We start from the raw sequence: 23,321 nt of genomic DNA on the forward strand, positions 1-23,321 counted from the left end.
GTCGTTCAGCCGCCGTTCAGTCGTCCGCGGCCGCGGCGTCGACCTCGCCTTCGTACAGCTCGCCGGCGCGCTCGCGCTCGGTGAGGTACTCGTCGACGTCGAGCGCGGCCTTCACGCCCATCCCGCCGGCGGTGGCCGCCTGTTGGTAGTGGAAGTCGACCACGTCGCCGGCGCCGAACAGCCCCTCGACGCCGGTCGCGGTCTGGTTCCCGCCGCGGCCGCCCTCGGTGATCAGGTAGCCGTCGTCGTCGAATTCGACGCCGGTCCCCTCCAGGAAGTCCGTGTTCGGCGTGTGGCCGATCGCGAAGAAGACCGCGCCCACGTCGAAGTCGTACTCCCTCACCTCGTCCGCGGTGGCGGGGTCGTCGAACTTCTCCTTCGGGTGGCCGTCCGGGTGCTCGACGAGCGTCACGTGGTCGACGCCGTCCTCGGGCGTGCCGTGGATCTCGGTGAGCTCGGTGTTGAGGAGGAGCTCGATCTCGCCGTCCTCGACCTTCTCCATCGTGCGGTCGATCCACACGTCCTCGGCGCGGAACTCCTCGCGGCGGTGCGCGATGTAGACGGTGTCCGCGAACTTCGTCAGGAAGTTCGCCTCCTCCATGGCCGCGTCGCCGCCGCCGACGACGAGCATGTCCTCGTCGCGGAAGAACGCGCCGTCGCAGGTCGCGCACGTCGAGAGCCCGTACCCCATCAGCTCGTCCTCGCCGGGGACGCCGAGGGTGCGGGCGCTGGCGCCCGAGGCGGCGATGAAGCCGTCGGCGGTGTAGACGTCGCCGTCGGAGAGCTCGACGCGGAAGTGGCCCGCGGGCTCTTTGGTGACGTCCACGATGACCCCGTTGCGGGTCTCGGCGCCGAACTTCGTCGCCTGCTCTTTCATGTTGTTGATCAGCTCCGGCCCGGAGATCCCCTCGGGGAAGCCGGGGTAGTTCTCCACGTCGGTGGTGAGCGTGAGCTGGCCGCCCGGCTCGTCGCCCTCGATGAGCAGGGGGTCGTTGTTCGACCGCGCGGCGTAGATGGCCGCGGAGAGTCCGGCGATTCCGGTGCCGGCGATGATCAGTCGACGGTGTTCGACGGTGTTGTCGGTCATACGTGCCAGTTCGCCGTCGCGAAGTATGTAGGTTGCGACCGTTGCGTCTCCGCTGCACGACCGGCGGACGGTCACTTATCACACGAGAGCGGACGGTCACTCATCACACGGGAGCGGACGCGATCTCCCGTCTCCCGTCGCCGCCGTCCTCAGTCTGTCGGGAACTCCGGCAGCCCCCCCGTCGGCTGCGAGGGGGCGTCGTCGAGCGCCTCGAAGAAGCGCCCGGCGACGAACGCCCCGACGACGTCCTCGAGCGACTCCGACTCCGACACCTCCTGGAGGATGCCGAGCGGGACCTGCGCGCCGGCCATGGTCGCGTGGCCGCCGGCGGAGCCGACCGGGTCGAGCGCGTCGCGGAGCAGCTCGCCCACGTCGAGGTCGGCGCCGCGGGAGCGCGCCGATCCGTAGATCACGCCGTCCGTGTAGCCGAACACGAACGTCACCGTGATCCCGTCCAGATCGAGGAGCCGCTCGGCCGCCTGCGCGAGGGCGTCGCGGTCCCCGATCTCGCCGACGCAGGAGGCGACGGTCGAACCGCGCACGTCCCGTCCCTCGATGGCGCGCGCGAGCACGCGGAGCGTCTCCGGGCTCACGCTCGGGCTCTCGACCCGTTCGAGCGTCGACTCGTCGGCGAACGCCGACAGCGACGCGGCCGCCTCGAAGTCCGGGATCGACGTCGATCGCGTGAAGTCCTTCGTGTCGATCCGGATCCCGTACAGGAGGGCGGTCGCGAGGTCCCGGTCGGGCTCGATCCCGAGCCGCGAGAGGTACTCCTCGATCAGCGTGCTCGTCGCGCCTGCGTCCGGCCGGATGTCGACGAACGCGCCGTCGACGGGCCCCCGCGGCGGGTGGTGGTCGACGACGATGTCGACCGGGTGGCCCTCGGGGAGGCTGTCGTTGATCCCGGCTCTCGAGTGGTCGACGAGCGCGACGCCGCCGTAGTCGTCGAGGTCGGTCTCGTCGAAGGTCCGCAGCGAGAGGTCGAGCAGGTTCACCATCGCGCGGTTCTCCTGGTGAGCGATCTCGCCGCCGTAACAGGCGTCCGCGGGGACCCCGATCGACTCGGCGACGCGGACCAGTCCGAGCGCGCTCGCGATGGCGTCGGGGTCGGGGTTGTCGTGCGCGACGACCAGCAGCGGGCCGGAGAGGTTCCGGAGCGTTTTCAACAGTCGGACCGGCTCCTCGTCGGCGTCGACGCCGGTCGCCTCGCGGACGCGCGAGACGACCGCCTCGACCGGGTCGACGACGCGGTCGGCGACCGCTTCCAGCGCCTCCTGCTGTGCCGCGGTCGGGTTCGTGCCGACGTGCGCGACGATCATCGCGTCCGGGTAGCGGCGCCGCGCGGCCTCCGCGGCGGCGACGTTCCGCTCCGGGTCGTCGCTCGCGACGAGCACGACCGCGGCGCTGTCGGGGTACGTCGCGGGGTCGGTCGGATCGGCCTCCACGGTGGCGACGTTGCGGTCGCGCAGGGTCGAGGCCCACCCGGTGTCGTCGGTGATCGCGACGAGCTCGCCGCGCGACTCGCGGGTGCGTTCGACGAGCGTGTTCCCGACCGCGCTACAGCCGAGCAGCAGACGCCGGGCCATACCGGCGCGACGGGGTCGCGACGCAAAACGCTGCCGTCATTCGTCGGGCCCGCCGGCCGCGTCCTCGCTGGCGCCTGTTCCCCCGCGCAGAGAGCCGTTCACCGCGGCGGCGACGTCGACGGCGGCGCGGTTCTCGGCGGCGTCGTGGACCCGAACGATGTCGGCGCCGCGATCGGCGGCCAGCGCGGTCGCGGCGACGGTGGCGTGCTCGCGGTCCTCCGGCCCTCGGTCGACCGCCCCGAACATCGACTTGTGCGAGTGGCCGATCAGCACCGGGCAGTCGAGCGCGTCGAACTCCCCGACGCGGTCGATCAGCTCGAACGCCTCGGCGGCCGACTTGCCGAAGCCGAGCCCCGGGTCGACGATCACCTTCTCGCGGTCGATCCCGGCGGTCTCGGCCAGCGCGAGCCGCTCGCGGAGCGCCGCGATCACGTCGTCGACGGCGTCGTCGTACTCGGGGTCGTTGGTCGGGTCGACGGGCGCCTCCAGGCTGTGCATCACCACGACCGGGCAGTCCGCGTCGGCGACGACCTCGCGCATCTCCGGGTCCGCCAGCCCGGTCACGTCGTTGATGACGTCCGCGCCGGCGTCGAGCGCGGCCGCCGCGACGGCCGGCTTTCGCGTGTCGACCGAAACCAGCACGTCGCCGTCGGCGACCGCCGGGACCGACCGGATCGCTTCCAGCGTCGGGACCACCCGGTCGATCTCCTCGTCGGCCGGCACGGGCTCGGCGCCCGGCCGCGTCGACTCGCCGCCCACGTCGACGATGTCGATCCCTGCCTCGACCATCCGTTCGACGCCCGCGACCGCGTCGTCGAGGCCCGCGTGTCGCCCGCCGTCGTGGAAGGAGTCCGGCGTGACGTTAAGGACGCCCATGACCGCGGTGCCGTCGGTCCAGGGGTAGCCGTCGGGAGCGGAGTCGTCGCCGCCGAGATCGTCGCCGTCGGGGCCGTCGCCGTCGGAATCGTCGAGCCCGATCCGATCGGCGATGTCGGCCGCGATCCCCGCGAATCCCTCGCCCTCGCGCTCGCGGAGCCGGGCGAGCAGCTCGCGGTACTCAGCCACCGTCCCCGCGAGCGTGACGGGCACGCGCTCGCCGCCCGGGACGCGACCCACGCCGGCGCCGAGGCCGCCGATCGCGGCATCGCCGCCGACTTCGCGGAGGGCGGCCGCGAGGCGCTCCGCGCGGTCGCCGCGGAGCCGGAGGGAGAGGACGCGGTGGTCGATCCCGTCGGCGCGGGTCGCGGCCGCGTCGGGAGGGACCCCGCCCGTGTCGAGCGCGCGGACCGCGTTCGCGGCCGGGTCGTTCCCGCCACCGGCCGACCGCGGCGTCACGGTCCGCAGACGCGCCGCGCGCGCCTCCGCGACCGCGAACAGGGAGCCGACGAGCAGCACGCAGTCGTCGGGGGCGGCGCGCTCGACCGCGGTCTCGAGGGCGGCGGCCACGTCCTCGCCGGCGGTCACGTCGTCGACGCCCGCGGCCCGGAGCGCGGCGGCCAACACTTCAGGGTCCTCCGCGCGATCGAGGTCCGGGCGGCAGGTGACCGCGGAGGCGGCGTCGGGGAGCGCGCTCGCGGCGCTCGCGTGGTCCTTGTCGTGCATCGCGCCGTACACGAGGTGGAGGTCGTCGTAGTCGTACTCGGCGAGGGTCCCCGCGAGGGTCCGGCAGGCCGCCGGGTTGTGCGCGCCGTCGAGCACCGTCAGCGGGGCCGTGTCGACCACCTCGAACCGGCCGGGCCACGTCGCCCGCGCGAGGCCGTCGCGGACCGCGGCGTCGGGAAGGGGATCGGCGCCAACCGCACCCGCGGTGCGCCGGGCGAGCGCGACCGCGATCCCCGCGTTCGTCGCTTGGTGATCGCCGACGAGGGGGATCCGGTACGTCGCGTCGACCTCGCCGGTCAGCGTCACCTCGGCGTCGGTGGGGCTCACGCGGCCCTCGTACGCGACGGAGAGGGTCGGGTCCGTCTCGCCGTCGGCGTTCTCCTCCGTGTCGACGCCCTCACCCGCGCCCGCGACCGTCGCGACCGGGGCGCCGGCGTCGCCGGCGACCTCCCGGACGACCGACAGGGCCTCGCCCTCGCAGGCGGTGACGAGGGGGGCGCCGGCGCTCGCGATCCGGGCCTTGGTGCGGGCGATCTCCGCGATCGTGTCGCCGAGGACCGCGGTGTGTTCGAGGGAGACGTTGGTGACCGCGGTCGCGACGGGGTCGACCGCGCTGGTGGCGTCGTACTCGCCGCCGAGCCCGACCTCCAGAACGGCCACGTCGACCTCGCGGCGCGCGAAGTCGCGGATCGCCATCGCCGTCACGACCTCGAAGAAGGTGAGGGGCTCGCCGGTCGCGGCGCGTTCGACGAGCCACGGCTTCACCTCCGCGACGAAGTCGGCGATCGCCGCTTCGGTCATCGCGAGCCCGTCTACCCGGATCCGCTCGGCGAGCGCGGAGAGGTGCGGGGAGGTGTAGAGGCCGACGGAGAGCCCGGCCTCGCGCAGGACCGACTCGGTCATGCGCGCGGTGCTGCCCTTCCCGTTCGAGCCGGCGACCTGCACGAACGACACGTCCTCCTCGGGGTTGCCGAGCCGGTCGAGCAGGGCCGCCACGCGCTCGGTCCCCGGCTTCACCGAGAAACGGCGGAGGTCGAAGAGGAACGCCGCCGCCTCGTGGTAGTGCATACGCCGTGGGTCGGCTCGCCGTCGCTTAGGCGTAACGGAGGAACGGCGTCTCGGCGGTTCGACCGTCGCCCCCGACGGTCCCGTCACCGCCCGGAAGAGCAACCCTTACGCGCGCGGCACCCCGAGCCATTCGCATGAACGAGACTGCGGCCGCGTCGGCGTCCGCGGCCGAAGACGGAGAGCCCGACCGCGGCGCCGCCGACTCGGCCGGTCCCGCGGACGCGACCGATCCCGACCCGGTCGTCGTCGGCGAGGGCGTCCGCAAGTCGTACGGCGAGGTCGTCGCGCTCGACGGCGTCGAGATCCGGGTCGAGCCCGGCGAGGTGTTCGGGCTGATCGGCCCCAACGGCGCGGGGAAGACGACGCTCGTCCGCGCGCTGACGGGGACGACCGAGGCCGAGGGCGACCTGCGGGTGTTCGGCGTCCCGCCGCGCGAGGTGGACCCGCAGCGGATCGGGCTGCTCCCGCAGTCGTTCGACCCGCCGGAGCGGCTCACGGCGGTCGAGCTGGTCGACTACTACGGCGGGCTGTACGACGCGGCCCGCGACACCGATCCCGTCCTGCGGGACGTGGGGATGGCCGACGACGCCGACGCGTGGTACGAGACGCTCTCGGGCGGGCAACAGCGCCGGACCTGCGTCGCGACCGCCATCGTCAACGACCCCGACCTCCTCTTCCTCGACGAGCCGACCACGGGGATCGACCCGGCCGGCCGGCGGTCGATCCACCGGCTGATCGAGCGGCTCGCGGGCGACGGCACGACTGTCTTCCTCACGAGCCACGCGATGGATGAAGTGGAACGGCTCGCCGACCGCGTCGCGCTCCTCCGGGACGGCGCGGTCGTCGCCGTCGGCGCTCCCGACGAGCTGATCGCCGAACACGGGGGCGAGCCGAGCCTGGCTGTCGCGCTCGACGGTCCCGCCGACGAGGCGGCTGTCGAGGCGGTCCAGGAGGCGCTCTCAGACGGAGCGGCGGAAGAAGACGCGCCCGGGGTCGAGTCCACCCCCGAGGGCCTCCGGATCGGGGGCGTCCGACCCGAGGAGATCGGCGACGCCGTCGACGCGCTCGACGCGGCCGGGGTCGCCTTCGAGTCGCTCGCGTGGTCCGAGCCCTCGCTGGAGGACGTGTACCTCCGGCTCACGGGCGAGGAGTACTCGCCGCGGTCGGAGGCGGGGTCGGGGTCGGGGACGTTCGATGAGACCGCACCGGACGGAGGCGACCGATGAGCCGCTTCGGCCGGATCGCGACCGAGGCGAGCGCGGCGTCGAGATCGTTCCTCCGGCGGCGGACGGCGGTGTTCTTCACCTTCTTTTTCCCCGTCATCCTCGTGCTGATCTTCGGCGCGCTGGTCCAGACGCAGCCGACCGGGGGCGGGCTGTTCGCGGAGCCCGCCGGCTACTACATCCCCGGCTACCTCGCCGTCGTCGTCCTCTTCACGCCGCTGTCGCGGGTCGGCTCCGAGATCGCTCGCCACCGCGACGGCGGGCGGTTCGAGAAGCTGGCGACGACGCCGCTCTCCCGCGGCGAGTGGCTGCTCGCGCACACCTTAGTCAACGTCGCGATCATCGGCGCGGCGAGCCTGCTCATCCTCGGCCTCGTCCTGGTCGTGACCGACGCGGAACCGGTGGTCTCGCCCGCGCTCGCGGCGCTGCCGGTCTTCGTCGCCGTCGCCGTCGCGCTCTTCTGCGGGCTCGGGGCACTGCTCGGCGCGCTCGCGGACTCGCAGGACGGCGTGATCGCCGCGAGCAACACGGTCGCGCTCCCCCTGCTGTTCCTCTCCGAGACGTTCGTCTCGCCCTCGCTGCTGCCGGAGTGGTTCCTCCCGGCTGTCGCGGCCTCGCCGCTGACGTACTTCGCGCGCGGGACGCGGTCGATCGTCTACGAGCCGGGGCCGTGGGTCGGCGATCTGGCGGTGCTCTCGGTCCTCGCCGTCGCGTTCCTCGCGCTGGGGGCGTACGCGGTCCCGCGGACGGATTGAGGGGCGAGACGGCGGGAGGATCGAGGGGCGAGACGGCGGGAGGATCGAGGGGCGAGACGGCGGGAGGATCGAGGGGCGAGACGGCGGGAGAAACGACCCGGAAGCCGGTCATTTATATCGCCAGACGCCGTTCCCGACAACGAGGGGGAAAGCGTTGCTCACCGTTCAATTCACCTGCTCCGACTGCATGCAGACCATCGAGGTCAACGACGAGATGCGGGAGACGATCCTCGACACCGGCTGCCCGGTCTGTACGACCGCGGCCAGCGAGGACGACTTCGACGCCGAGTAGCGACTGTACTGTCGATATGCGGGTGAGTTTGTACTCGATCGTTTATATGTGATCGACAGCTCTGCGGTGACCACCTCCAAAGCCCCAGCCGCTTTCTTATAAATCGCTGACATCGGGGCGACGACGAAAACCTCCAAAGCCCCAGCCGCGAGGCGGGCGCACGCTCGCTGCGCGCTTCAGTCGCTCGCGCTGCTCGCTCCTTCTAGTGCTTACGTCGCCTGCGCCCGCCTCGCGGCTGCCCCTTTGAGTCCCACCCGACCGCAACCGCACACCGCCTCACACCTCCCCAGCCTCGTCAGTCGCCCTCCGCGTTGCTCCGGGCGACTGACTTCCCTCGTGCGGGCTGCTCGCGCCCTGATGGGCGCTCGCAGGCGCACGCCACCGCACCGCAAGTCGTTTATAACTATTCGTCTGCGTTCATGACAGAATCTCGACCTCGTACCCGTCGGCTTCGAGGGCGTCGACGATGTCGGCGGCGTGTTCGGCGTCGTCGGTCTCTAATTCGAGTTCCAGTTCGGCGGCGTTGACGGCCACGTCCCGCGACGTGCGGTCGTGGTGGACCGCGTACACGTTCGCGCCGGTGCGGGCGACGATGCTGGAGACGCGCTCTAGCTCTCCGGGACGGTCCTTCAGGTCGATCGTGATCTTGAGGTATCGACCCATCTGGACCAGTCCGCGCCGGATCACGGTCCCGAGCCGGTTGAGGTCGATGTTGCCGCCGCAGAGCGCGGCGACGATCGTCTCGTCGTCGTCGTATTTAAACGCGTCCGAGAGGACGGCCGCGAGCGCGACCGCGCCGGCGCCCTCGACGAGCGTCTTCGAGCGCTCCAAGAGGAGGGTGAGCGCGAGGGCGATCTCGCGGTCGTCGACCGTGACGACCTCGTCGACGTACGCCGACATCACCTCGAGGGTCTGCTCGCCGACCGACCGAGTGGCGATCCCGTCGGCGATCGTGTCGACGCTGTCGATCTCGTGGACCTCACCTTTTTTTAGCGACTCGCCCGCGGAGGCCGCGCCCTCGGCCTGCACGCCGACGACCCGCACGTCCGGGAGCTGTTCTTTGATCGCGACCGCGACGCCCGAGATGAGCCCGCCGCCGCCGATCGGGACGACGACCGTGTCGAGGTCGGGGCAGTCGTCGACGATCTCGAGGCCGAGCGTCCCCTGCCCGGCCATCACCACGGGATCGTCGAACGCGTGGACGTAGGTCCGGCCCTCCTCGCGCTCGAGCCGGTGCGCGTACGCCTGCGCCTCGTCGTAGTCGACGCCCTCCAGCCGGACGCTGGCGCCGTATCCTCGGGTGGCCTTCACCTTCGAGACGGGCGCGAACTTCGGCATCACGACGGTGGCGTCGACGCCCGCGCGGTCGGCCGCGAGCGCGACGCCCTGCGCGTGGTTGCCCGCGCTCGCGGTGACCACGCCGGCCTCGCGCTCGGCGTCCGAGAGCGTGGCGATCCGGTTCATCGCCCCGCGGATCTTGAACGCCCCGGTGCGCTGGAAGTTCTCCAGCTTGAGGTGCACGTCCGCACCGCTCATCTCGGAGAAGGTCCGCGACCGCTCCAAGGGCGTGTGCCGGGCGGCGTCGCCGACGCGCTCGCGCGCCTCGCGAACGTCGGAGAGGGTGATCATACCCGGAAATCGCCGCGCCGGCCGCTAATCGGTTCCGGTCCGTGTCGCCGTCGGACGAGCCGATGCTCGACGGAAAGCGGGTCGGAGCCAGATTGGAACCGAATCGGAGCCGGATCGGAACCGGATCGGAACCAGATCGGAGCCGAATTGGAACCGGGTCGAGACCAAGTCGAGACCGAGCCGCGGGCTCGTCGTCTGTGAAAGGGGGGAATGCACGCGTGTGACGTGCAAGTGAAGCGAGACGGGCCGAATACAAAAAGGTGGGGCTAGCGGAGCGAAAGTGAAACCGCCAGACTGCACCGCCGTCATCCCTCCGTCAGACGGGTCTCAGGGGGTGAGCCGCACCCGAACGTCCGCCCGTTCGAGATACCGGTCGACCCGCGCTGCGAATCCGCGATCGTCGTCGCCCTCGTCGCCCACGTCGCCGGTGCCGCCCTCGTCGCCCTCGCCCGGCCACGCCGCGTCCGCGTCGAGCCGGTCGGGGTCGCCGACGTACACCGCCGCCTCGTCGGGGTGGCCGTCGGGCGCGTCGAGCGGAACCGCCACCCGCCGGTACAACCCCGTCTCGACGCCCTCGTACTCGTCGAGGGCGTCCGACTCCTCGGTCCGGAGGAGCCGACCGGCCGTCTCACCGCCCGGCGCGAGCGTCGGGTAGCGCCCCTCGACGAGGTGGAGTCCGAACAGCGTCGCCGGTCCGACGTACACGTACGAGTCGAGCACCTCGGCGACCCGGTCGGGTTCGGTGAGCGTTCCGTACACGAAGACGTCCATACTGCGTGTGCGTCGTTCGCACGCTTCAACGTTCGGGCGGCGGATTCGCGCCCGAGGCGTGAGCGGACTGCAGCCGGAGGGGGCCGCCGGCTCCGATACGGTGAAAGCCCGCCCGTTCCTCCCGGGTGATACATGGAGCTCTCGCGGCTGCGGCGCGTCTGGACGCGGGTGTTCTCGCTCGCGTGGCCGGTCATGGCCGAGCAGACGTTCCGCACCGCGATGCGGACGACCGACATCCTCGTCACCGCGCTGTTCTCGCCGGCGGCCGTGGTCGCGATCGGGCTCGCGGACCTCTACGCCCGATTCCCCCTCCGGTTCGGGCTCGGGCTCGGGGGCGGCGCGATCGCGCTCTCCTCGCAGGACACCGGTGCGGGCGCGACCGACACGCGCGACGAGGCGGTGACGCAGGCGATCCTCTTCGGCGCGGTCGCGGGGATCCCCTTCGTGTTCGTCGGCCTCTTCTTCGGCGAGTACGCGATCGGCGTGTTCGGACGGCTCGTCGGCGAGCGGACCTCCCCGGAGGTCGTCGCCCTCGGGTCGACGTACCTCGCGATCGTCTTCGCGACGGCCCCCGCTCGCCACGTCGCCCTGGTCGCCGCTCGCGCGCTACAGGGAACCGGCGACGCCCGCACCCCGATGTACGTCAACGTCGCCGCCAACTCCGTCAACATCGCGGGCTCGATCGCCCTCGGGCTCGGCCTGTTCGGCCTCCCGCGGCTGGAGGTCGTCGGCGTCGGCCTCGCGACCGCCGGCGCCAACGTGCTCACGGCCGGGCTCCTCTGTCTCGCCATCTGGGGCCAGTGGACCGAGGCGTCGTTCGCGCGCCCCCGCGACCTCACGATCGCGAGCCAGCTCCTCCGGGTGAGCGCCCCGCGCGTGCTCGAAGGGTTCGGCTCGGAGTTCGCCGAGTTCCCGTTCAACGCGCTACTCCTCGGCTTCGGCGAGCCGGTCAACGCGGGGTTCCAGATCGGGCGGCGGGTGTACCAGCAGGTGACGGGTCCGCTCTCCCGCGGGTACAACGTCGCCGCCTCGGTGCTGGTCGGCCAGTCGCTCGGCGCCGGCGACCCGGGCGAGGCCCGGTTCCACGGGTGGGCCGTCGCCGGGCTCGGCGTGCTCACGGTCGGCTCGATCGGCCTCGCCCTCGTCGCGCTCGCGCCCCGGCTGGTACCGGTCTTCACCGACGACGGGCCCACGATCGCGTACGCCGTCGACTTCGCTCGGGTCTACGGCCTCGCCGGCGCGGGGCTGGTGTGCTTCTCCGCGCTCTCCGGCGCGCTGCAGGGGGCCAGCGAGACACGAGTCCCGCTCGTCGCCCGCGTCTCCGGGATGTTCGTCCTCTTCCTCGGAGCCTCGTGGGTGCTCGGGCGGACAGCCGGGTTCGGTCCGCAGGGGGCCTACGTCGGCGTGTTCCTCGCGTACATGTGGATGGCGCTCGTCGTCGCCGCCGGCTTCCGCCACTCGGGGTGGGCCGACCGCGCCGCCGGGATGATGGCCGAGCGAGGAAGCGGCGGCCCCGTCACCGGCTCGACGCCGGACGAGCCACCGGACCGCGTCTCGTAGCGAACGCCGGAGCCACTCGGCTTTTAAGTATCAGACCGCCGAAACGGTCGGCATGGACCTGTCATCCGCCCTCTCCGCCACCGCGTCGACCCTCCGGCGGCGCCCCGCCGACCTGCTCCCGTTTTACCTCCTCGGCACGGCCGTCCCCGTCATCGCCCGGATGGGCCTCTTCGTCGCGCTCGCCGGGACGTACCTCCACTACGAGCTGACCGGGCAGCTCGACGCCGCGCGCCGAGCGCTCGCCGAACTCGACCTGACGCCGCCCGACACGCAAAACCCCGAGGCGCTTGAGGCGTGGGCCGAGAGCGTGGTTCCCGCGCTCGAACCCCTCGCGTCGCCGACCGCGCTTCTCCTCCTGACCGCCGGGACGGCCGTGTCGGTTCTCTTGGCGGTCCTGACGTACGCCGCGGTCTCCGCCGGACAGATGTCGGCGGTCGCCGGTCGGGTTCGCGGCGGCCGCGGGCTCACCGCCGGAATCGCCGGCGTTCGGGGTCGCTGGCTCACGTTCCTCGGGCTCTACGTCGCCGAGTTGCTGCTGTGGATCGGGGTGTCGCTGCTCGCCAGTCTCGCGATCGGCGGCGCGTTCTTGGTCAACCCCTTCTTCGGAGCCGCGGCCGCGCTCCTCTCGCTGCTCGTCGGACTGGTCGTCCTGCTCCTCGTCCGCGCGGTGTTCGCGTTCGCGCCGGCCGCGGTCGTCGTCGACGAGACGGGCGTGGTCGGCGCCGTCGAGGGGGCGGGCGGGTTCATCCGGTCGAACCCCGTCGACGCCCTCGCGTACCTCGTCGTCGCCGTCGGCGTGCTCGTGGCCATCTCCTCGGCCGCGTCGGCGCTCGCGTTCCTCGGCGGCGGGGCCGCCGTCGCGCTCGCCAGCGCGGTCGTCGCCGCTCCGGCGCTCGACCTGCTCAAGACCGTCCTGTACGGCGACCACCGCGGCGCGGTCGCTCCCGTCGATCCGGTCGACGCTCGGCTCCGCGACCAGTTCGTCGGGGGCGTCCGCCGCGGCTGGCGTGAGATGACCGCATTCGTCCGGCGAACGCCCGGACTGCACGCGATCGCGATCCTCGTCGGCGTCGGGTTCGGCGCGGTCGGCTGGCTCGCCGTCGACCCCTTCGTTGGTACGATCACCACGTCGATCGAGTCGCGGCTGGTCGGCCACCTCCCGCCGGCGGCCGCGCTCAACTTCTTCGGCAACAACTGGTCGGTCGCGATCGCGACCTCGTTCGGCGGCGTCGCGCTCGTGCTCCCCGCGCTCTCGTCGATCGCGTTCAACGGGGTCGCGCTCGGCGCTACCGCCGCGTTAGAGCAGAACCTCGCCGCGCTGCTCGCGTTCGTCGCCCCGCACGGGATCCTCGAGATCCCCGCGCTGTTCGTCTCCGGCGCGCTCGGAATCCACCTGGGGGCCGTCTCGTGGCGGGCGTTCCGCGGCCGCCTGTCCCGCGAGGCGTTCGCGGACGCGCTCGAAGACGCGTTCTGGGTGCTGATGGGCGTCGGGGTGCTGATCGCGGTCGCCGCGGTCATCGAGGGGTTCGTGAGCCCGTACTACTGGCGGCCGTTCCTCTAGACCTCGACTCCTCGGGGTCGTCACCGTCGTTTCGCTCCTCCTCACCGACTCCCGCCCGTACGTTCAAGTCGCTCCGTCTCGAATCCTGACCTGTATGACGCGACGCGATCCCTTCACCGAGATAGAGGACCTGCTCGAACGGATGGGACGGGAGTTCGAGGAGCTCGGCGGCACGCTCGACACGCCGGGGTCCGGCGCCCCGACCCTTCCGGGCGCCCGCGACGTCGACGTCGACGTCATCGAGGACGACGAGACGATCACGGTGCTCGCGGACCTCCCCGGCTTCGACGCCGACGAGATCGAGGTCGAGCTCCGCGACGAGACCCTCTCGATCGCGGCCACCCGCGAGGAGACCCGGGACGCCGAGACGACCGTCGACGGGGACGAAGGTCCCACGAACGCCGTCGCCGACGCCGACGGCGACGACGCGGACGACACGGGCGACGACTCCGAGGCCGGAGACGACGCGGGCGTTCGCTACCACCGCCACGAGCGCCGTCGCCGCGCGGTGTCTCGGCGGGTTCCGATCCCCGAGCCCGTCGAACGCGACGGCGCGACCGCCTCGTACGACGACGGCGTCCTCACCGTCACCCTTCCCAAGCGGTCGTCGTCGGACGGCGCCGGCCACAGCATCGACGTGTCGTGACGCGACCGGCCGAGAACGGACCTCGGCGCCGCCGCCGGCGTGAGACCCCTCGGAGCCCCTGACGCGAGCTAGCAGCTATCCTGTCGTCTTTAATACCACAGAAGACGTCTGTAAGGGTGAGTATCATGAACCGAACCAACCCCTTCGACGAAATCGAGCAGTTCTTCGGCCGCACCCCCTTCGGCGGCGACCGCGCGTGGGGGCGAGACCTCCGGACCACCGACATCGACGTGGCCGAGTACGACGACGAGTTCGTCGTCATGGCCGACCTCCCGGGATACGACCGCGAGGACATCGATGTGCGGGCGGCGGAGGGTCGGCTCACGATCACCGCCGAGCGCGACGCGGAGCGCGAGGACGGTGAGCACGACGACGCGGACCGACGGTACCTCCGACGCGAGCGCCGCCACGAGTCGATCACCCGGTCCGTCGACCTCCCGGGACCCGTCGCCGACGAGGACGCGAGCGCGACGTACCGCCACGGCGTGCTCACGGTCACGCTTCCGAAGGTCGCCGACGATGCGGACGACGACCACCGGATCGACGTGGCCTAGGACCGACTCCGGTTTTCTCCCCGCCGTTTTTGACTCTCGCCGACAGCTTCTCCACGCGTCGCGTGGTACGCGAACGCATGGACGACGCCGATCGCGACGCGACCCCCAGCGACGACGCGGCCCGCCGCGAGCTCGTCGACGGGCTCCGCCGCCGGCTCGACGTCGACGAGCGGACGCTCGCGGCGATCGAGGCGGTCCCGCGGCACCTGTTCGTCCCGGAGCGTCACCGGTCGCGCGCCTACGCGGACCGGCCGCTCCCGATCGGCCACGATCAGACGATCAGCGCGCCGCACATGGTCGCGCTCATGACTGACCTGCTCGATGTCGAACCGGGAGACAGGGTCTTCGAGGTCGGTACGGGCTGTGGCTACCACGCCGCGGTCGTCGCCGAAATCGTCGGCGCGCGGAACGTCTACAGCGTCGAGTACGTCCCGGATCTGGCCGAGGCGGCCCGCGATCGGCTCCACCGGCTCGGGTACGACGTGACCGTCCGCGCCGGCGACGGACGGACGGCGTTCCCCGACGAGCCCCCCTTCGACGCCGCCTACCTGACCTGCGCGCCGACGGGTGGCACCCCGGACTCGATCGTCGACCGCGTGCGGACGGGCGGTCGCGTCGTCGCGCCGGTCGGCCGCGCCGGCGGACAGCGGCTCGTCCGCCTGACGGTGACGGAGGGAGCGGTCGACCGCGAAGACCACGGCGGCGTCCGGTTCGTTCCGATGCAGTGACGGGCGGTACGGCACGGAGCGACGCGATCGCGAACGAGCGCTTTTAGAGGACCGAGCACCGAGTTCGACCATGGACGAGGCGTCGATTCGGGCCGACATGATCGAGGGGCTCGAACACCAGATCGGCGAGACGCTGGACGCGCCCGTGCTGGCTGCGCTCCAGCGCGTCTCACGGGACCCGTTCGTCGACGACGCCTCGACGACCGGGGCCGGGACCGGTCAGGGAGCCGGGGGCGGCGGGAACGGGGACCGGTCGCTCGCGCCTGCGACGGTCGTGCGGTTGATCTCCGCGCTCGACGCCGACGAGGGCGACGAGGTGCTCGTCGTGGGGGCAGGCGTCGGCTACTCGGTCGCGCTGCTCGCCGAGATCGTCGGTGCGAGACACGTCCACGCGGTCGACATCGACCGCGAGGCGGTCGCGCTCGCCCGCTCGAACCTCTCGACGGCCGGCTACGACGCCGTCCTCGTCGACCGGCGCGACGGTGCGAACGGGTTGCCCGAGTACGCACCGTACGACCGGATACTCCTCGAGGCAGGGGTCGTCGAGCCGCCGCGCGCGCTCCGCGAGCAGTTGGCCGAGAGCGGCCGGATCGTCTACCCCCGTGGGACCGCGGTCCAGACGATCGCCGCGATCGAACCCGATCCCGAGGGGGCAACGTCCGACGACGCAGCGGACGACGACGCGCCGACCGGCTTCCGAACGGTCGAAACGGTCGGTCCGGCGCGGCTCCAGCCGATGCTCGTCGACGGCGAGCAACGCGGCGTCGAGCGGAACCGAACGCGCCGCGAGGACGCCGAACGCGCCGAGCAAGGGCACTTCGCGCGGCACGGCTGGGAACAGGACTGGATCGACTGGGACGACCGTCTCTAACTACTCCGCGACCACCAGCACCTCCGTGTTCCCGCGCTCGTCGACGTAGTCGCCCTCCGCCGGCGGTTTCACCTCGACGGTGAGGGTCCCGTCCGGCTGGTTCGGACCGAGCTCCGGGTCGACGTCGACGGTCGCAGTTCCGTCCGAGCCTGTCGTCGCAGTGGCGACGCCGTCGATCTGTGCCGACCCGCTGCGAACGATCACCGTCGCGTCCGAGACGCGGGAGCCGTCCGGATCGAGGACGGCGATGTCGATCGACTGCTCGCCCGGCGTCGTCACCTCCGGCTCCGGCTGCGCGTCGAGCTCCGTCGCGGCCAGCCCGTCGATGTCACCGATCATCCCCATCATCACGCTGAGGCTCGCGACGCCGACGACGAGGGCGATGACCAGCCTGACCGGCAGGCCCTCGATGGCCCGACGGTCCGAGCGAAAGGATCGGTCGTTCGCGGTGCGTCCGTCCCGTTTCGAGTGGGGCATACCGTCGGTGCCCGCGGTATCACTGATAAAGGGTCGGACGCACCGCTCGGGAGAGGGGCCGACTCGTCGGTCGATCGGAGGCCGTCGCCCGATCGGAGGCCGTCGCCCGAGCGGAATCTCGCGTCCGCGTTCGTCCCGGCCTTTTTGTACGATACCGGGGACACCGCGGCTATGTACGTGCTCGGACGCGATTCCGATTCGGACGACGGAAGCGGTTCGGACGACGGAAGCGGTTCGGACGGCGGAGGCGGTTCGGACGACGGAGGCGGCCAACCCGGATCGAACGGTGACGGCGACGGCGTGCGACCCCCCACCGTCCGGCTCGGGTCGTTCCTCGCGCGCGACGGCGGCAGCGCTGGGGCCGAGGTCGGCCTCGACGCCGACGGCCCGCACGCCGGCGTCGTCTTCGGCAAGCGGGGAACCGGGAAGTCGTACACGCTCGGCGTTCTCGCGGAGGGACTCGCGGCGGCCCGCGGCGTCGCGCCGGTCGTCGTCGACCCGATGGGCGTCTTCGACGGGCTCCGGGCCGCCGGCGGACGGGTCGTCGAACCGCGAGTCCGTCCGGCGGCGATACCCCCCGAGGCGTGGCCGGACCTGCTCGGCCTCGATCCGGCGAGCGGACCCGGGAGTCTGGTGTGGCGCGCCGTCGCCGACGCCCTCGACGCCTCCGACACTGCCGCGGCCCGGGAGGACTCGGAGAGGTCGGGCGATTCGCCCTCCATCGCGGCGCTCCGCGAGCGCGTCACCGACGCGGACGCGCCCGCCGCCGACCGCCGCGCGGCGGCGAACCACCTGCGGCTCGCGGCGTCGTGGGACGTGTTCGACGCGGACGCGTCGCCGGTCGCCCGACTCGCCGGCGACGGGGCGCCGACCGTGCTCGATCTCGCCGGAACTCCGGAAGCGGCCGCAGCGGCAGTCGTGAGGGCCGTCGGTCGCGGCCTCTACGACGCCCGGATCGACGGCGACCTCGGTCGACTCCCGTGGCTGCTCGTCGACGAGGCTCACACCTTTTTCGGCGGCGTCGCCGACCCCGCGCTCCGGACGCTGCTGACTCGCGGCCGCGCGCCCGGCGTCTCGCTCGTCTGCGCGACGCAGCGTCCCGGCGCGCTGCCGAGCGTCGCCGTCTCGCAGTCGGACCTACTTGTGGCCCACCGGCTCACCGCCGAGCGCGACCTCGATCGCCTCGCCGAGGCGGAGGCGACCTACCTCTCCGGCGACCTCGCGTCGCGGCTCCCGACCGAGACCGGCGAGGCGATGGTCGTCGACGACGCGACGGAGACGGCGCACACCGTTCGGGTTCGGGAGCGACGGACTCCGCACGGCGGCGGGAGTCCGCGAGCGAGCGGGACGGCGGCAGCCACGGACGGCGGCGCGAAGTCCGAAGACCCAAGATAGCCGCCCTCGACGGCCCGGTATGGAACGGACGCCGCTCGGGTTCCTCCTCGTCGCGCTCGGCGGGTTCGTCGGCGCCGTCACCAGATACGGGATCGACGTCGCCGTCGGCGACGTGACCGGAGCCGGAACGCTCCTCGCGAACGTCCTCGGCTCCTTCACGCTCGGGCTGCTGCTCACGCGCACCGCGCGCCACCGGACGCGGCTGTTCGTCGGCACCGGCGCGCTCTCCTCGTTCACCACCTACAGCACCTTCGTCGGCGACGCCGTGACGCTCGGAACGACGGTCGGCGCCGCGTACGTCGCGGCGAGCTACGCCGCCGGCTTCGCGGCCGCCGCGGCCGGGCTGTTCGTCGGGGGACGACTGTGACCGACCCCCTGCTCGCGGCCGCTCTCGTCGGTCTCGGCGGCTCGGTCGGTGCCGTGGGGCGGCACGCGGTCGGCCTCCGCATCGAGGGGCGACGCTCCGTCCTGACCGTCAACGCGCTCGGGAGCCTCGCGCTCGGCGCCCTCCTCGCCGCACCGATCGGCTCGGAAGCGACGCTCCTCGCCGCCGTCGGGTTCTGCGGCGCCTTCACGACGTTCTCCTCGTTCGCCGTCGAGACGGTTTCGACCGCGGCCGACGGAGAGGGCCGAATCGCGGCCGGATTCGCGGCCGCGAACCTGGCCGCCGCGCTGCTCGCGTTCCTCGGCGGCGCGGCGGTCGTCGGCGCGCTCGCCTGATCGCGGCTCGAGGGAACGACAGGTACAGGCGGGTCCGGACCGTAGCCTCTCGCGTGACCGACGACGCCGAAGATCGGGCCGACGCCGACGGGTCCGCAGTCGACCCCGCGTCTCCCAACGTTCCGCCCAACGACCGCGACGGCCCCGACGCGCCGGTCGATTTCGGCGACCTCACGCTCCCGCAACGCGCGTTCGTCGCGGCCGTCCAGAACCCGACCCGAGGGGTCGTGATCGCCGGCCTGCTCGCGTTCGCGTTCTCGTTTTACGTCGCCTTCTGGCTGGTCTTCCCGCGGGTCGCGGCCTTCATGTCGGCTATCGGCGCCGTCCTGATCGGACTCGTCGCGCTCGTGTACCTCGTCTCGGGGCGGCTGTCCCGGTAGGTCTCCACCAAGTCCCGTTCCTCGCGTCCCGCTACGCGACTCACGGATGCGGCTCGTAGAACTCTCTGAGCGGCACCCCGAACGCGGGCGCGAGCGTCGCCACCGCGTCGCCGATCAATACGTCGCGTTCGGCGAACTCCCGCTCCACCTGCGCGCCGAGCGCGACGTCGCCGGCCGCGCCGCTCTCGAGGTACTCGCGGACCGTCGTGAACTCCCGCTCACGCTCGACGACGTACCGGTCGCCGTCGATGAACGGGCCGTACGTCTCCGGGTCGACGTCGTCGGCGTACGACTCGTAGAAGCTCGCCGCGTGTTTCCGCACCGCGACCGGCGGCCCCTCGTGGCGCGTGACGGCCGGCCGCTCCGCGACCTCCAACTCGGCGTACAGCGCCGCGCGTCCGGAGTCGCCCCCGTCGCTTTCCGGACCCTCCCCGTCGGTCATCGCCCGGGCGCGCAGCACGTCGAAGCCCCGGTCGTTCAGCCCTCGCACGATCCCGTCGAGCGAGCGCCGGAGCTGCGGCCACAGCTGGTCGTCGACCAGGTCGGGCGCGTCGAACACGACCGCCACCGGGGTCGTTTCCCGTCGGTCGAGGTGGTCGCGAACGTCGGCGGAGTCGAGCGGGGTCGGCTCAGTCGGTTCGAACAGCCCCTCGCTCGGCGCCGCGAGCAGTTCGCGGGCGTAGTGCTGGAACCGGGCGAGGTTCGCGGCCGAGAGGACGGCCGCGACGTTCCGCGTCGAGTCGGTCGGGTCGACCACGACGAGCGGGTCGTCGAAGGTCCGCTCGGCGTGCCCCTCGGGATCGAACTCCATCGGGGGGTGCCAGCTCCGCGCTGACTCCACGAGCGGGACGAACCCGCCGAGTTCCAAGACGAGCAGCTCGGTCAGGTACCCCGAGAACCCCTCGGTGCGGAGGTCGCTCCCGTACGCGCCGATCCCCTTCAGAAACGCCTTCGCGAGCACCACGTCGTCGGCGAGGCCCTCGTCCAGCCGCGCGGAGAGGTACGCGTCGTGGAACGGGGTCCGGTCGACGGCGGAGACGAGGTCGCCGGCGGTCGCCACGTCGTGACAGGGGACCAGGTCCACGTCGAACCCCTCGAAAGAGCCTTTCACGTAGGGGTGTTCCGCGTACTCCTCGTGGCCGTCCGGGAGGACGGCGTGCCCGACGGCGAGCCCGTACTCCTCCAGTTGTTCGCGGTCGAGGTCGGCGTCGAACCGCACGAACAGATCGATGTCGCGGTCGCCGGAGACCCACGTGCCGCGGGCGGTCGACCCCACCTGCACCACGTCGGCGTCGACCGGGAGGTCGGCGATCGCCTCGCGCGTCCGGTCGGCCAGCTCGGCGGCGACCGTTCGCAGGCGGTCGCGCTCCGCGGGCTCGGGCACGACCCGGTCGCGAACGCGCGACAGCACCGCCTCGAGATCGTCCATGGGAGCGGCTTCTCGCGGTCCGGCCGAAAACGTGTCGGTCACGGGGCGAGCGGCACGCTCCGGGAGTCGATCGGGCGACGGCGGGCCGGCAGAATCGGGGTGCGGTAACCGATCGCACTCGAGTCGGGCGGAAACGAAAGCCCTATCAAAACGAGTCGAGTATCTGGAGTTGAGCCGAAGTAGCTCAGTTGGTAGAGCGCCTCGCTGTTACGACGATCGGCGGATTTCCCCCCGAACGTCACAGTCACGAGGCGGTCCCAGGTTCGAGTCCTGGCTTCGGCGCTTCCTTCGCGCGACGCTAATCGCGACCATGCCTTTTGTACGATATCGACGTAGAAGTTCGTATGTCGCGCTCCGAACAGTACGACCGACTCGATGAGCCACAGAAACGTGGTCAGGCAACCGAAGCGATCGTCACGGGCGAACTGATCGCTCGTGATGTCTCCGTGCTCAGACCGGCATACGATAACGAGCCATATGACCTCGTAGCTGAGGTGGACGGAGGCTTCTACCGACTTCAGGTCAAAACTGCGTACGATGGCAAACGCGATGGCGCCGTGGTATTCCGGACCCGAAGCGTCCGGACAAAAAGTGAGGGGTACGAGCGGGAAGGATACGATGGCAAGATCGATTACTTCGCAGTGTACAACGTCGGAGAAGAGGAAATATATCTCGTCCCGATCGAGGACACCGGAGCGACAACGACTTCTATCCGATACGAACCCGCCGCAAACAATAACCGGGAGAATGTGAACTGGCACACGGAGTATCGGCTCGACACTGTCCTCTCTCATCTCCGATCGGGGTAATGCGGTAATCTAAAGAGTACCCCTCGTATAACACAGACCGACGCGGGCCTTTAGCTTAGTCTGGCTCAAAGCCCTCCGCTCATAACGGAGTGATCGCCGGTTCAAATCCGGCAAGGCCCATCTCTACTTCAACAGCCCGACCAGTCCGTTCACGTCCTCGACGACCGCGTCCGCTCCGTGTTCGGCGAACTTCCGTCGCCCTTCCTCGCCGGTCAGGCCGCCGGTGAGGACGCCGATGCCGTAGTAGACGCGGCTCGCGTCCTCGTCGTCGGCGTTGCGCGCGGTCCGCACGTCGTCGAGGGTGTCGCCGGCGAAGGCGACGCGCTCGGCGTCGAACCGCTCCGCGAGTTCGACGAGCGCTCGCGGGTGTGGCTTCCCCTCCTCCCAGTCGTCCATCGTGAACCGTCGGTCCTCGGGCACGTCGAGGCCGACGCGCTCCAAGGCGATCTCCGCCTCGGCGGCGGGCCGCCCCGTCAGCACGCCCACGTCGAACCGGTCGGTGAGGTCGGCGATCGTCGCCGGCTCGACGAGGGTCGGCTCGTCGTGGATGTATCCCGGCGCCGACAGCGGGGGCTCGCCGCCCTCCAGCTCGCGGTACAGCTCCTCGCCGAGGTACAGCGCCTGAAACGTCTCGCGGAGCCGCTCGGTGTCCCACTGGTCTCGCACCCGCGCCTGCGCGACGCGGGGGAGGTCGCCGACGACCTCCTTCGCGGCGTCGAGCCCGCCGCCGCCCTCCGCGACTCGGTCGGTGAACGTCTCCACGTCCATTCCGAGCCCCTCGCGGCGGGCCAGCACGTAGAGGGCGGCCGCGTCCGTCAGCTCCCAGTCGTTGTTGAATCCGCCGGCGTCCTTGAACGACTGGACGGCGTCGCGATCGATCGTCTTGTCACACACCCGTTCGACCGACTCGATGATCGCCCGCCGGTAGGAGTCCGCCACGTCGACCAACACCCCGTCGATATCGAGGACCACTGCGTCGACCTGCATACCCGTACGCCGGCAGGAGCGGGAAAGAACGTTCGGGTTCTCGCCGAACTGGCCGCCTCTGGGTCCCGTCGCCTCACTCGGGGCCGGACGACCGCCCTCCACGCCCGTCGTCCCGAGCGACGTATAGCGAACTCCCTCCGACGGAGCGGCGCCGGACCGGGACGACCGGCTCCTCGAACCCGAGGGTTGTGAACGCGCAGGCGGCGTCGAGGCGGTCTGCGAGCACGACGGTCGGTCGCTGGAGTTCGGCCGGGAGGTTACACGCGTACACTGCGTCGACCGCGCCCCCTCCGTCGGCGTCGACGAGCGGGGCGATCTCGCCCTCGCCCGCCCCTTTCGCGAGCGCGAGCACGTCTCCCCGTCGGACGCGGAGCGAGCCCTCGACTCCCTCGTCTGCGGTCTCGCGCGCGGCCGCCAGCGCTCGCTCTCCGGGATCGATGTCGACGGCGACGACGCGGCGTCCCCGCTCGGCCAGCGCCCGTGCGACCGCCGGACGGTCGCCGACGCCGACTTCCACGAGGTGGCCGTACTCCGCGAGTTCGTCGACCAGCGCGCGACGCGAGGGTGAGACCACGGCGCGGGCTTTATGATTGCGGCGGTCATAAGCCGTTCCATGCTCGTGGATATCGTCCCAGTCGGGGAGGTCACCCCCCGCGTGAAACGCGAGGCCTCCGCCGCGCTCCGTTCGGTATACGACTGCGACGTGACCGTCCACGACGATCAGCCGATCCCCGAGACGGCGTACGACGAGGGCCGCGAACAGTACCGCGCCGAGGACCTCATCGAGACCGTCGGCCGCGTCGGCGGCGGCGAGAAGAACATCGGGATCACCCCGCGCGACCTCTACTACCGCCGCCGGAACTACGTCTTCGGGCTCGCGTACCTCAACGGCAACGGCTCCGTGATCTCGACGCACCGACTCCGAACCTCCTCCGACGGAGGGGTCTCCACCAAGCCCGCGGTCGACGTGTTCGCCGACCGCGTCCGGAAGGAGGTCGTCCACGAGATCGGCCACACGCTCGGCTTGGAGCACTGCGACAACAGCAAGTGCGTCATGTCCTTCTCGCCGACCGTCCGGGAGGTCGACGTGAAAGAGGAGAACCTCTGTGGCTCCTGTTCGCGGCTCATTCGGTAGGGATCCCGTCAGCCGTGGCGTCCCGCCGACCGGGACGACTCGTTTCCGCCGGTAGA

Annotated in this window: 24 protein-coding genes and 2 tRNA genes; 17 read left to right on the forward strand and 9 right to left on the reverse strand. The window is 71.5% G+C overall.

Annotated features, from left to right (window positions below; translation table 11 throughout):
- Positions 1-16: 16 nt before the first annotated feature.
- The 3 genes from C469_RS06655 to folP form a co-directional block, all read right to left on the reverse strand.
- Complete coding sequence (locus C469_RS06655) at positions 17-1,087, reverse strand: NAD(P)/FAD-dependent oxidoreductase (protein ID WP_008004986.1); 1,071 nt, start codon at positions 1,085-1,087, stop codon at positions 17-19.
- A gap of 149 nt (positions 1,088-1,236) precedes the next feature.
- Positions 1,237-2,673, reverse strand: a complete 1,437-nt coding sequence (locus tag C469_RS06660) for a DHH family phosphoesterase (RefSeq protein WP_008004988.1) — start codon at positions 2,671-2,673, stop codon at positions 1,237-1,239.
- Positions 2,674-2,709: 36 nt separating this feature from the next.
- On the reverse strand, positions 2,710-5,343 hold the full coding sequence (gene folP / locus C469_RS06665; protein ID WP_008004990.1) for a dihydropteroate synthase: 2,634 nt from the start codon (positions 5,341-5,343) through the stop codon (positions 2,710-2,712).
- A 134-nt stretch (positions 5,344-5,477) separates the two neighbouring features.
- Here folP and C469_RS06670 point away from each other — a divergent pair, with 134 nt between their 5' ends.
- The 3 genes from C469_RS06670 (at position 5,478) to C469_RS17025 (ending at position 7,613) form a co-directional block, all read left to right on the forward strand.
- Positions 5,478-6,569: an ABC transporter ATP-binding protein gene (locus C469_RS06670; RefSeq protein WP_008004992.1), complete on the forward strand. Its 1,092-nt coding sequence runs from the start codon at positions 5,478-5,480 to the stop codon at positions 6,567-6,569.
- Complete coding sequence (locus C469_RS06675) at positions 6,566-7,321, forward strand: ABC transporter permease (protein ID WP_008004993.1); 756 nt, start codon at positions 6,566-6,568, stop codon at positions 7,319-7,321. The genes C469_RS06670 and C469_RS06675 overlap by 4 nt, the downstream gene beginning before the upstream one ends.
- A gap of 154 nt (positions 7,322-7,475) precedes the next feature.
- Positions 7,476-7,613 (forward strand): DUF7560 family zinc ribbon protein, encoded by a 138-nt coding sequence (locus C469_RS17025; RefSeq protein WP_160163062.1) that lies wholly within the window; start codon positions 7,476-7,478, stop codon positions 7,611-7,613.
- A 417-nt stretch (positions 7,614-8,030) separates the two neighbouring features.
- Here the strand turns inward: C469_RS17025 and ilvA are convergent, their stop codons facing one another.
- Both ilvA and C469_RS06685 read right to left on the reverse strand, forming a co-directional pair.
- Positions 8,031-9,242 carry a threonine ammonia-lyase gene (ilvA, locus tag C469_RS06680; RefSeq protein ID WP_008004997.1) on the reverse strand — a complete coding sequence of 404 codons (1,212 nt, stop codon included), beginning with the start codon at positions 9,240-9,242 and terminating at the stop codon, positions 8,031-8,033.
- A gap of 327 nt (positions 9,243-9,569) precedes the next feature.
- Positions 9,570-10,013: a gamma-glutamylcyclotransferase family protein gene (locus C469_RS06685; RefSeq protein WP_008004999.1), complete on the reverse strand. Its 444-nt coding sequence runs from the start codon at positions 10,011-10,013 to the stop codon at positions 9,570-9,572.
- Positions 10,014-10,145: 132 nt separating this feature from the next.
- Here C469_RS06685 and C469_RS06690 point away from each other — a divergent pair, with 132 nt between their 5' ends.
- From C469_RS06690 to C469_RS06715, 6 genes are all read left to right on the forward strand, one after another.
- Positions 10,146-11,573 carry an MATE family efflux transporter gene (locus tag C469_RS06690; RefSeq protein WP_008005000.1) on the forward strand — a complete coding sequence of 476 codons (1,428 nt, stop codon included), beginning with the start codon at positions 10,146-10,148 and terminating at the stop codon, positions 11,571-11,573.
- Between the two features lie 52 nt (positions 11,574-11,625).
- Entirely contained in the window at positions 11,626-13,134 is a 1,509-nt protein-coding gene (locus C469_RS06695; RefSeq protein WP_008005003.1) for a stage II sporulation protein M, read from the forward strand.
- Between the two features lie 94 nt (positions 13,135-13,228).
- Positions 13,229-13,780: an Hsp20/alpha crystallin family protein gene (locus C469_RS06700; protein ID WP_008005006.1), complete on the forward strand. Its 552-nt coding sequence runs from the start codon at positions 13,229-13,231 to the stop codon at positions 13,778-13,780.
- 125 nt (positions 13,781-13,905) lie between these two features.
- Positions 13,906-14,334, forward strand: coding sequence for an Hsp20/alpha crystallin family protein (locus C469_RS06705; protein WP_008005008.1), 429 nt, complete (start codon positions 13,906-13,908; stop codon positions 14,332-14,334).
- A gap of 77 nt (positions 14,335-14,411) precedes the next feature.
- Positions 14,412-15,062, forward strand: coding sequence for a protein-L-isoaspartate(D-aspartate) O-methyltransferase (locus C469_RS06710; RefSeq protein WP_008005009.1), 651 nt, complete (start codon positions 14,412-14,414; stop codon positions 15,060-15,062).
- A gap of 70 nt (positions 15,063-15,132) precedes the next feature.
- Positions 15,133-15,933 (forward strand): protein-L-isoaspartate O-methyltransferase family protein, encoded by an 801-nt coding sequence (locus C469_RS06715; protein ID WP_008005011.1) that lies wholly within the window; start codon positions 15,133-15,135, stop codon positions 15,931-15,933.
- On the opposite strand, the gene C469_RS06720 is transcribed toward C469_RS06715, so the two are convergent.
- A complete protein-coding gene (locus C469_RS06720; RefSeq protein WP_008005013.1) occupies positions 15,934-16,410 on the reverse strand; it encodes a DUF7382 domain-containing protein in 477 nt (158 codons plus the stop codon).
- Between the two features lie 171 nt (positions 16,411-16,581).
- Here C469_RS06720 and C469_RS06725 point away from each other — a divergent pair, with 171 nt between their 5' ends.
- From C469_RS06725 to C469_RS06740, 4 genes are read left to right on the forward strand one after another with little or no spacing between them, the layout of a single operon-like run.
- Positions 16,582-17,805: an ATP-binding protein gene (locus tag C469_RS06725; protein WP_008005015.1), complete on the forward strand. Its 1,224-nt coding sequence runs from the start codon at positions 16,582-16,584 to the stop codon at positions 17,803-17,805.
- A gap of 19 nt (positions 17,806-17,824) precedes the next feature.
- On the forward strand, positions 17,825-18,172 hold the full coding sequence (locus C469_RS06730) for a fluoride efflux transporter FluC (protein WP_008005017.1): 348 nt from the start codon (positions 17,825-17,827) through the stop codon (positions 18,170-18,172).
- On the forward strand, positions 18,169-18,525 hold the full coding sequence (locus C469_RS06735; RefSeq protein ID WP_008005019.1) for a fluoride efflux transporter FluC: 357 nt from the start codon (positions 18,169-18,171) through the stop codon (positions 18,523-18,525). The genes C469_RS06730 and C469_RS06735 overlap by 4 nt, the downstream gene beginning before the upstream one ends.
- A gap of 53 nt (positions 18,526-18,578) precedes the next feature.
- A complete protein-coding gene (locus tag C469_RS06740) occupies positions 18,579-18,905 on the forward strand; it encodes a hypothetical protein (RefSeq protein ID WP_008005021.1) in 327 nt (108 codons plus the stop codon).
- Positions 18,906-18,945: 40 nt separating this feature from the next.
- Here C469_RS06740 and cca read toward each other — a convergent pair whose 3' ends face one another.
- A complete protein-coding gene (gene cca, locus C469_RS06745) occupies positions 18,946-20,334 on the reverse strand; it encodes a CCA tRNA nucleotidyltransferase (RefSeq protein ID WP_008005023.1) in 1,389 nt (462 codons plus the stop codon).
- A gap of 173 nt (positions 20,335-20,507) precedes the next feature.
- On the opposite strand from cca, the gene C469_RS06750 reads away from it, so the two are divergent.
- The 3 genes from C469_RS06750 to C469_RS06760 all read left to right on the forward strand — a co-directional run bounded on the left by C469_RS06750 (position 20,508) and on the right by C469_RS06760 (position 21,263).
- Positions 20,508-20,616: transfer RNA gene (locus C469_RS06750), tRNA-Asn, on the forward strand.
- A gap of 62 nt (positions 20,617-20,678) precedes the next feature.
- Positions 20,679-21,143 carry a group I intron-associated PD-(D/E)XK endonuclease gene (locus tag C469_RS06755; RefSeq protein ID WP_008005025.1) on the forward strand — a complete coding sequence of 155 codons (465 nt, stop codon included), beginning with the start codon at positions 20,679-20,681 and terminating at the stop codon, positions 21,141-21,143.
- Between the two features lie 44 nt (positions 21,144-21,187).
- Positions 21,188-21,263, forward strand: a tRNA-Ile gene (locus C469_RS06760).
- A gap of 3 nt (positions 21,264-21,266) precedes the next feature.
- On the opposite strand, the gene C469_RS06765 is transcribed toward C469_RS06760, so the two are convergent.
- Positions 21,267-22,130 carry a TIGR01548 family HAD-type hydrolase gene (locus tag C469_RS06765; protein WP_008005027.1) on the reverse strand — a complete coding sequence of 288 codons (864 nt, stop codon included), beginning with the start codon at positions 22,128-22,130 and terminating at the stop codon, positions 21,267-21,269.
- A gap of 73 nt (positions 22,131-22,203) precedes the next feature.
- Positions 22,204-22,704, reverse strand: coding sequence for a UPF0146 family protein (locus C469_RS06770; protein ID WP_008005028.1), 501 nt, complete (start codon positions 22,702-22,704; stop codon positions 22,204-22,206).
- A 39-nt stretch (positions 22,705-22,743) separates the two neighbouring features.
- On the opposite strand from C469_RS06770, the gene C469_RS06775 reads away from it, so the two are divergent.
- On the forward strand, positions 22,744-23,265 hold the full coding sequence (locus tag C469_RS06775; RefSeq protein ID WP_008005030.1) for an archaemetzincin family Zn-dependent metalloprotease: 522 nt from the start codon (positions 22,744-22,746) through the stop codon (positions 23,263-23,265).
- Positions 23,266-23,321 lie beyond the last annotated feature (56 nt).

This window comes from Halorubrum lipolyticum DSM 21995 (assembly GCF_000337375.1).
GTDB classification, from domain to species: Archaea; Halobacteriota; Halobacteria; order Halobacteriales; family Haloferacaceae; genus Halorubrum; species Halorubrum lipolyticum.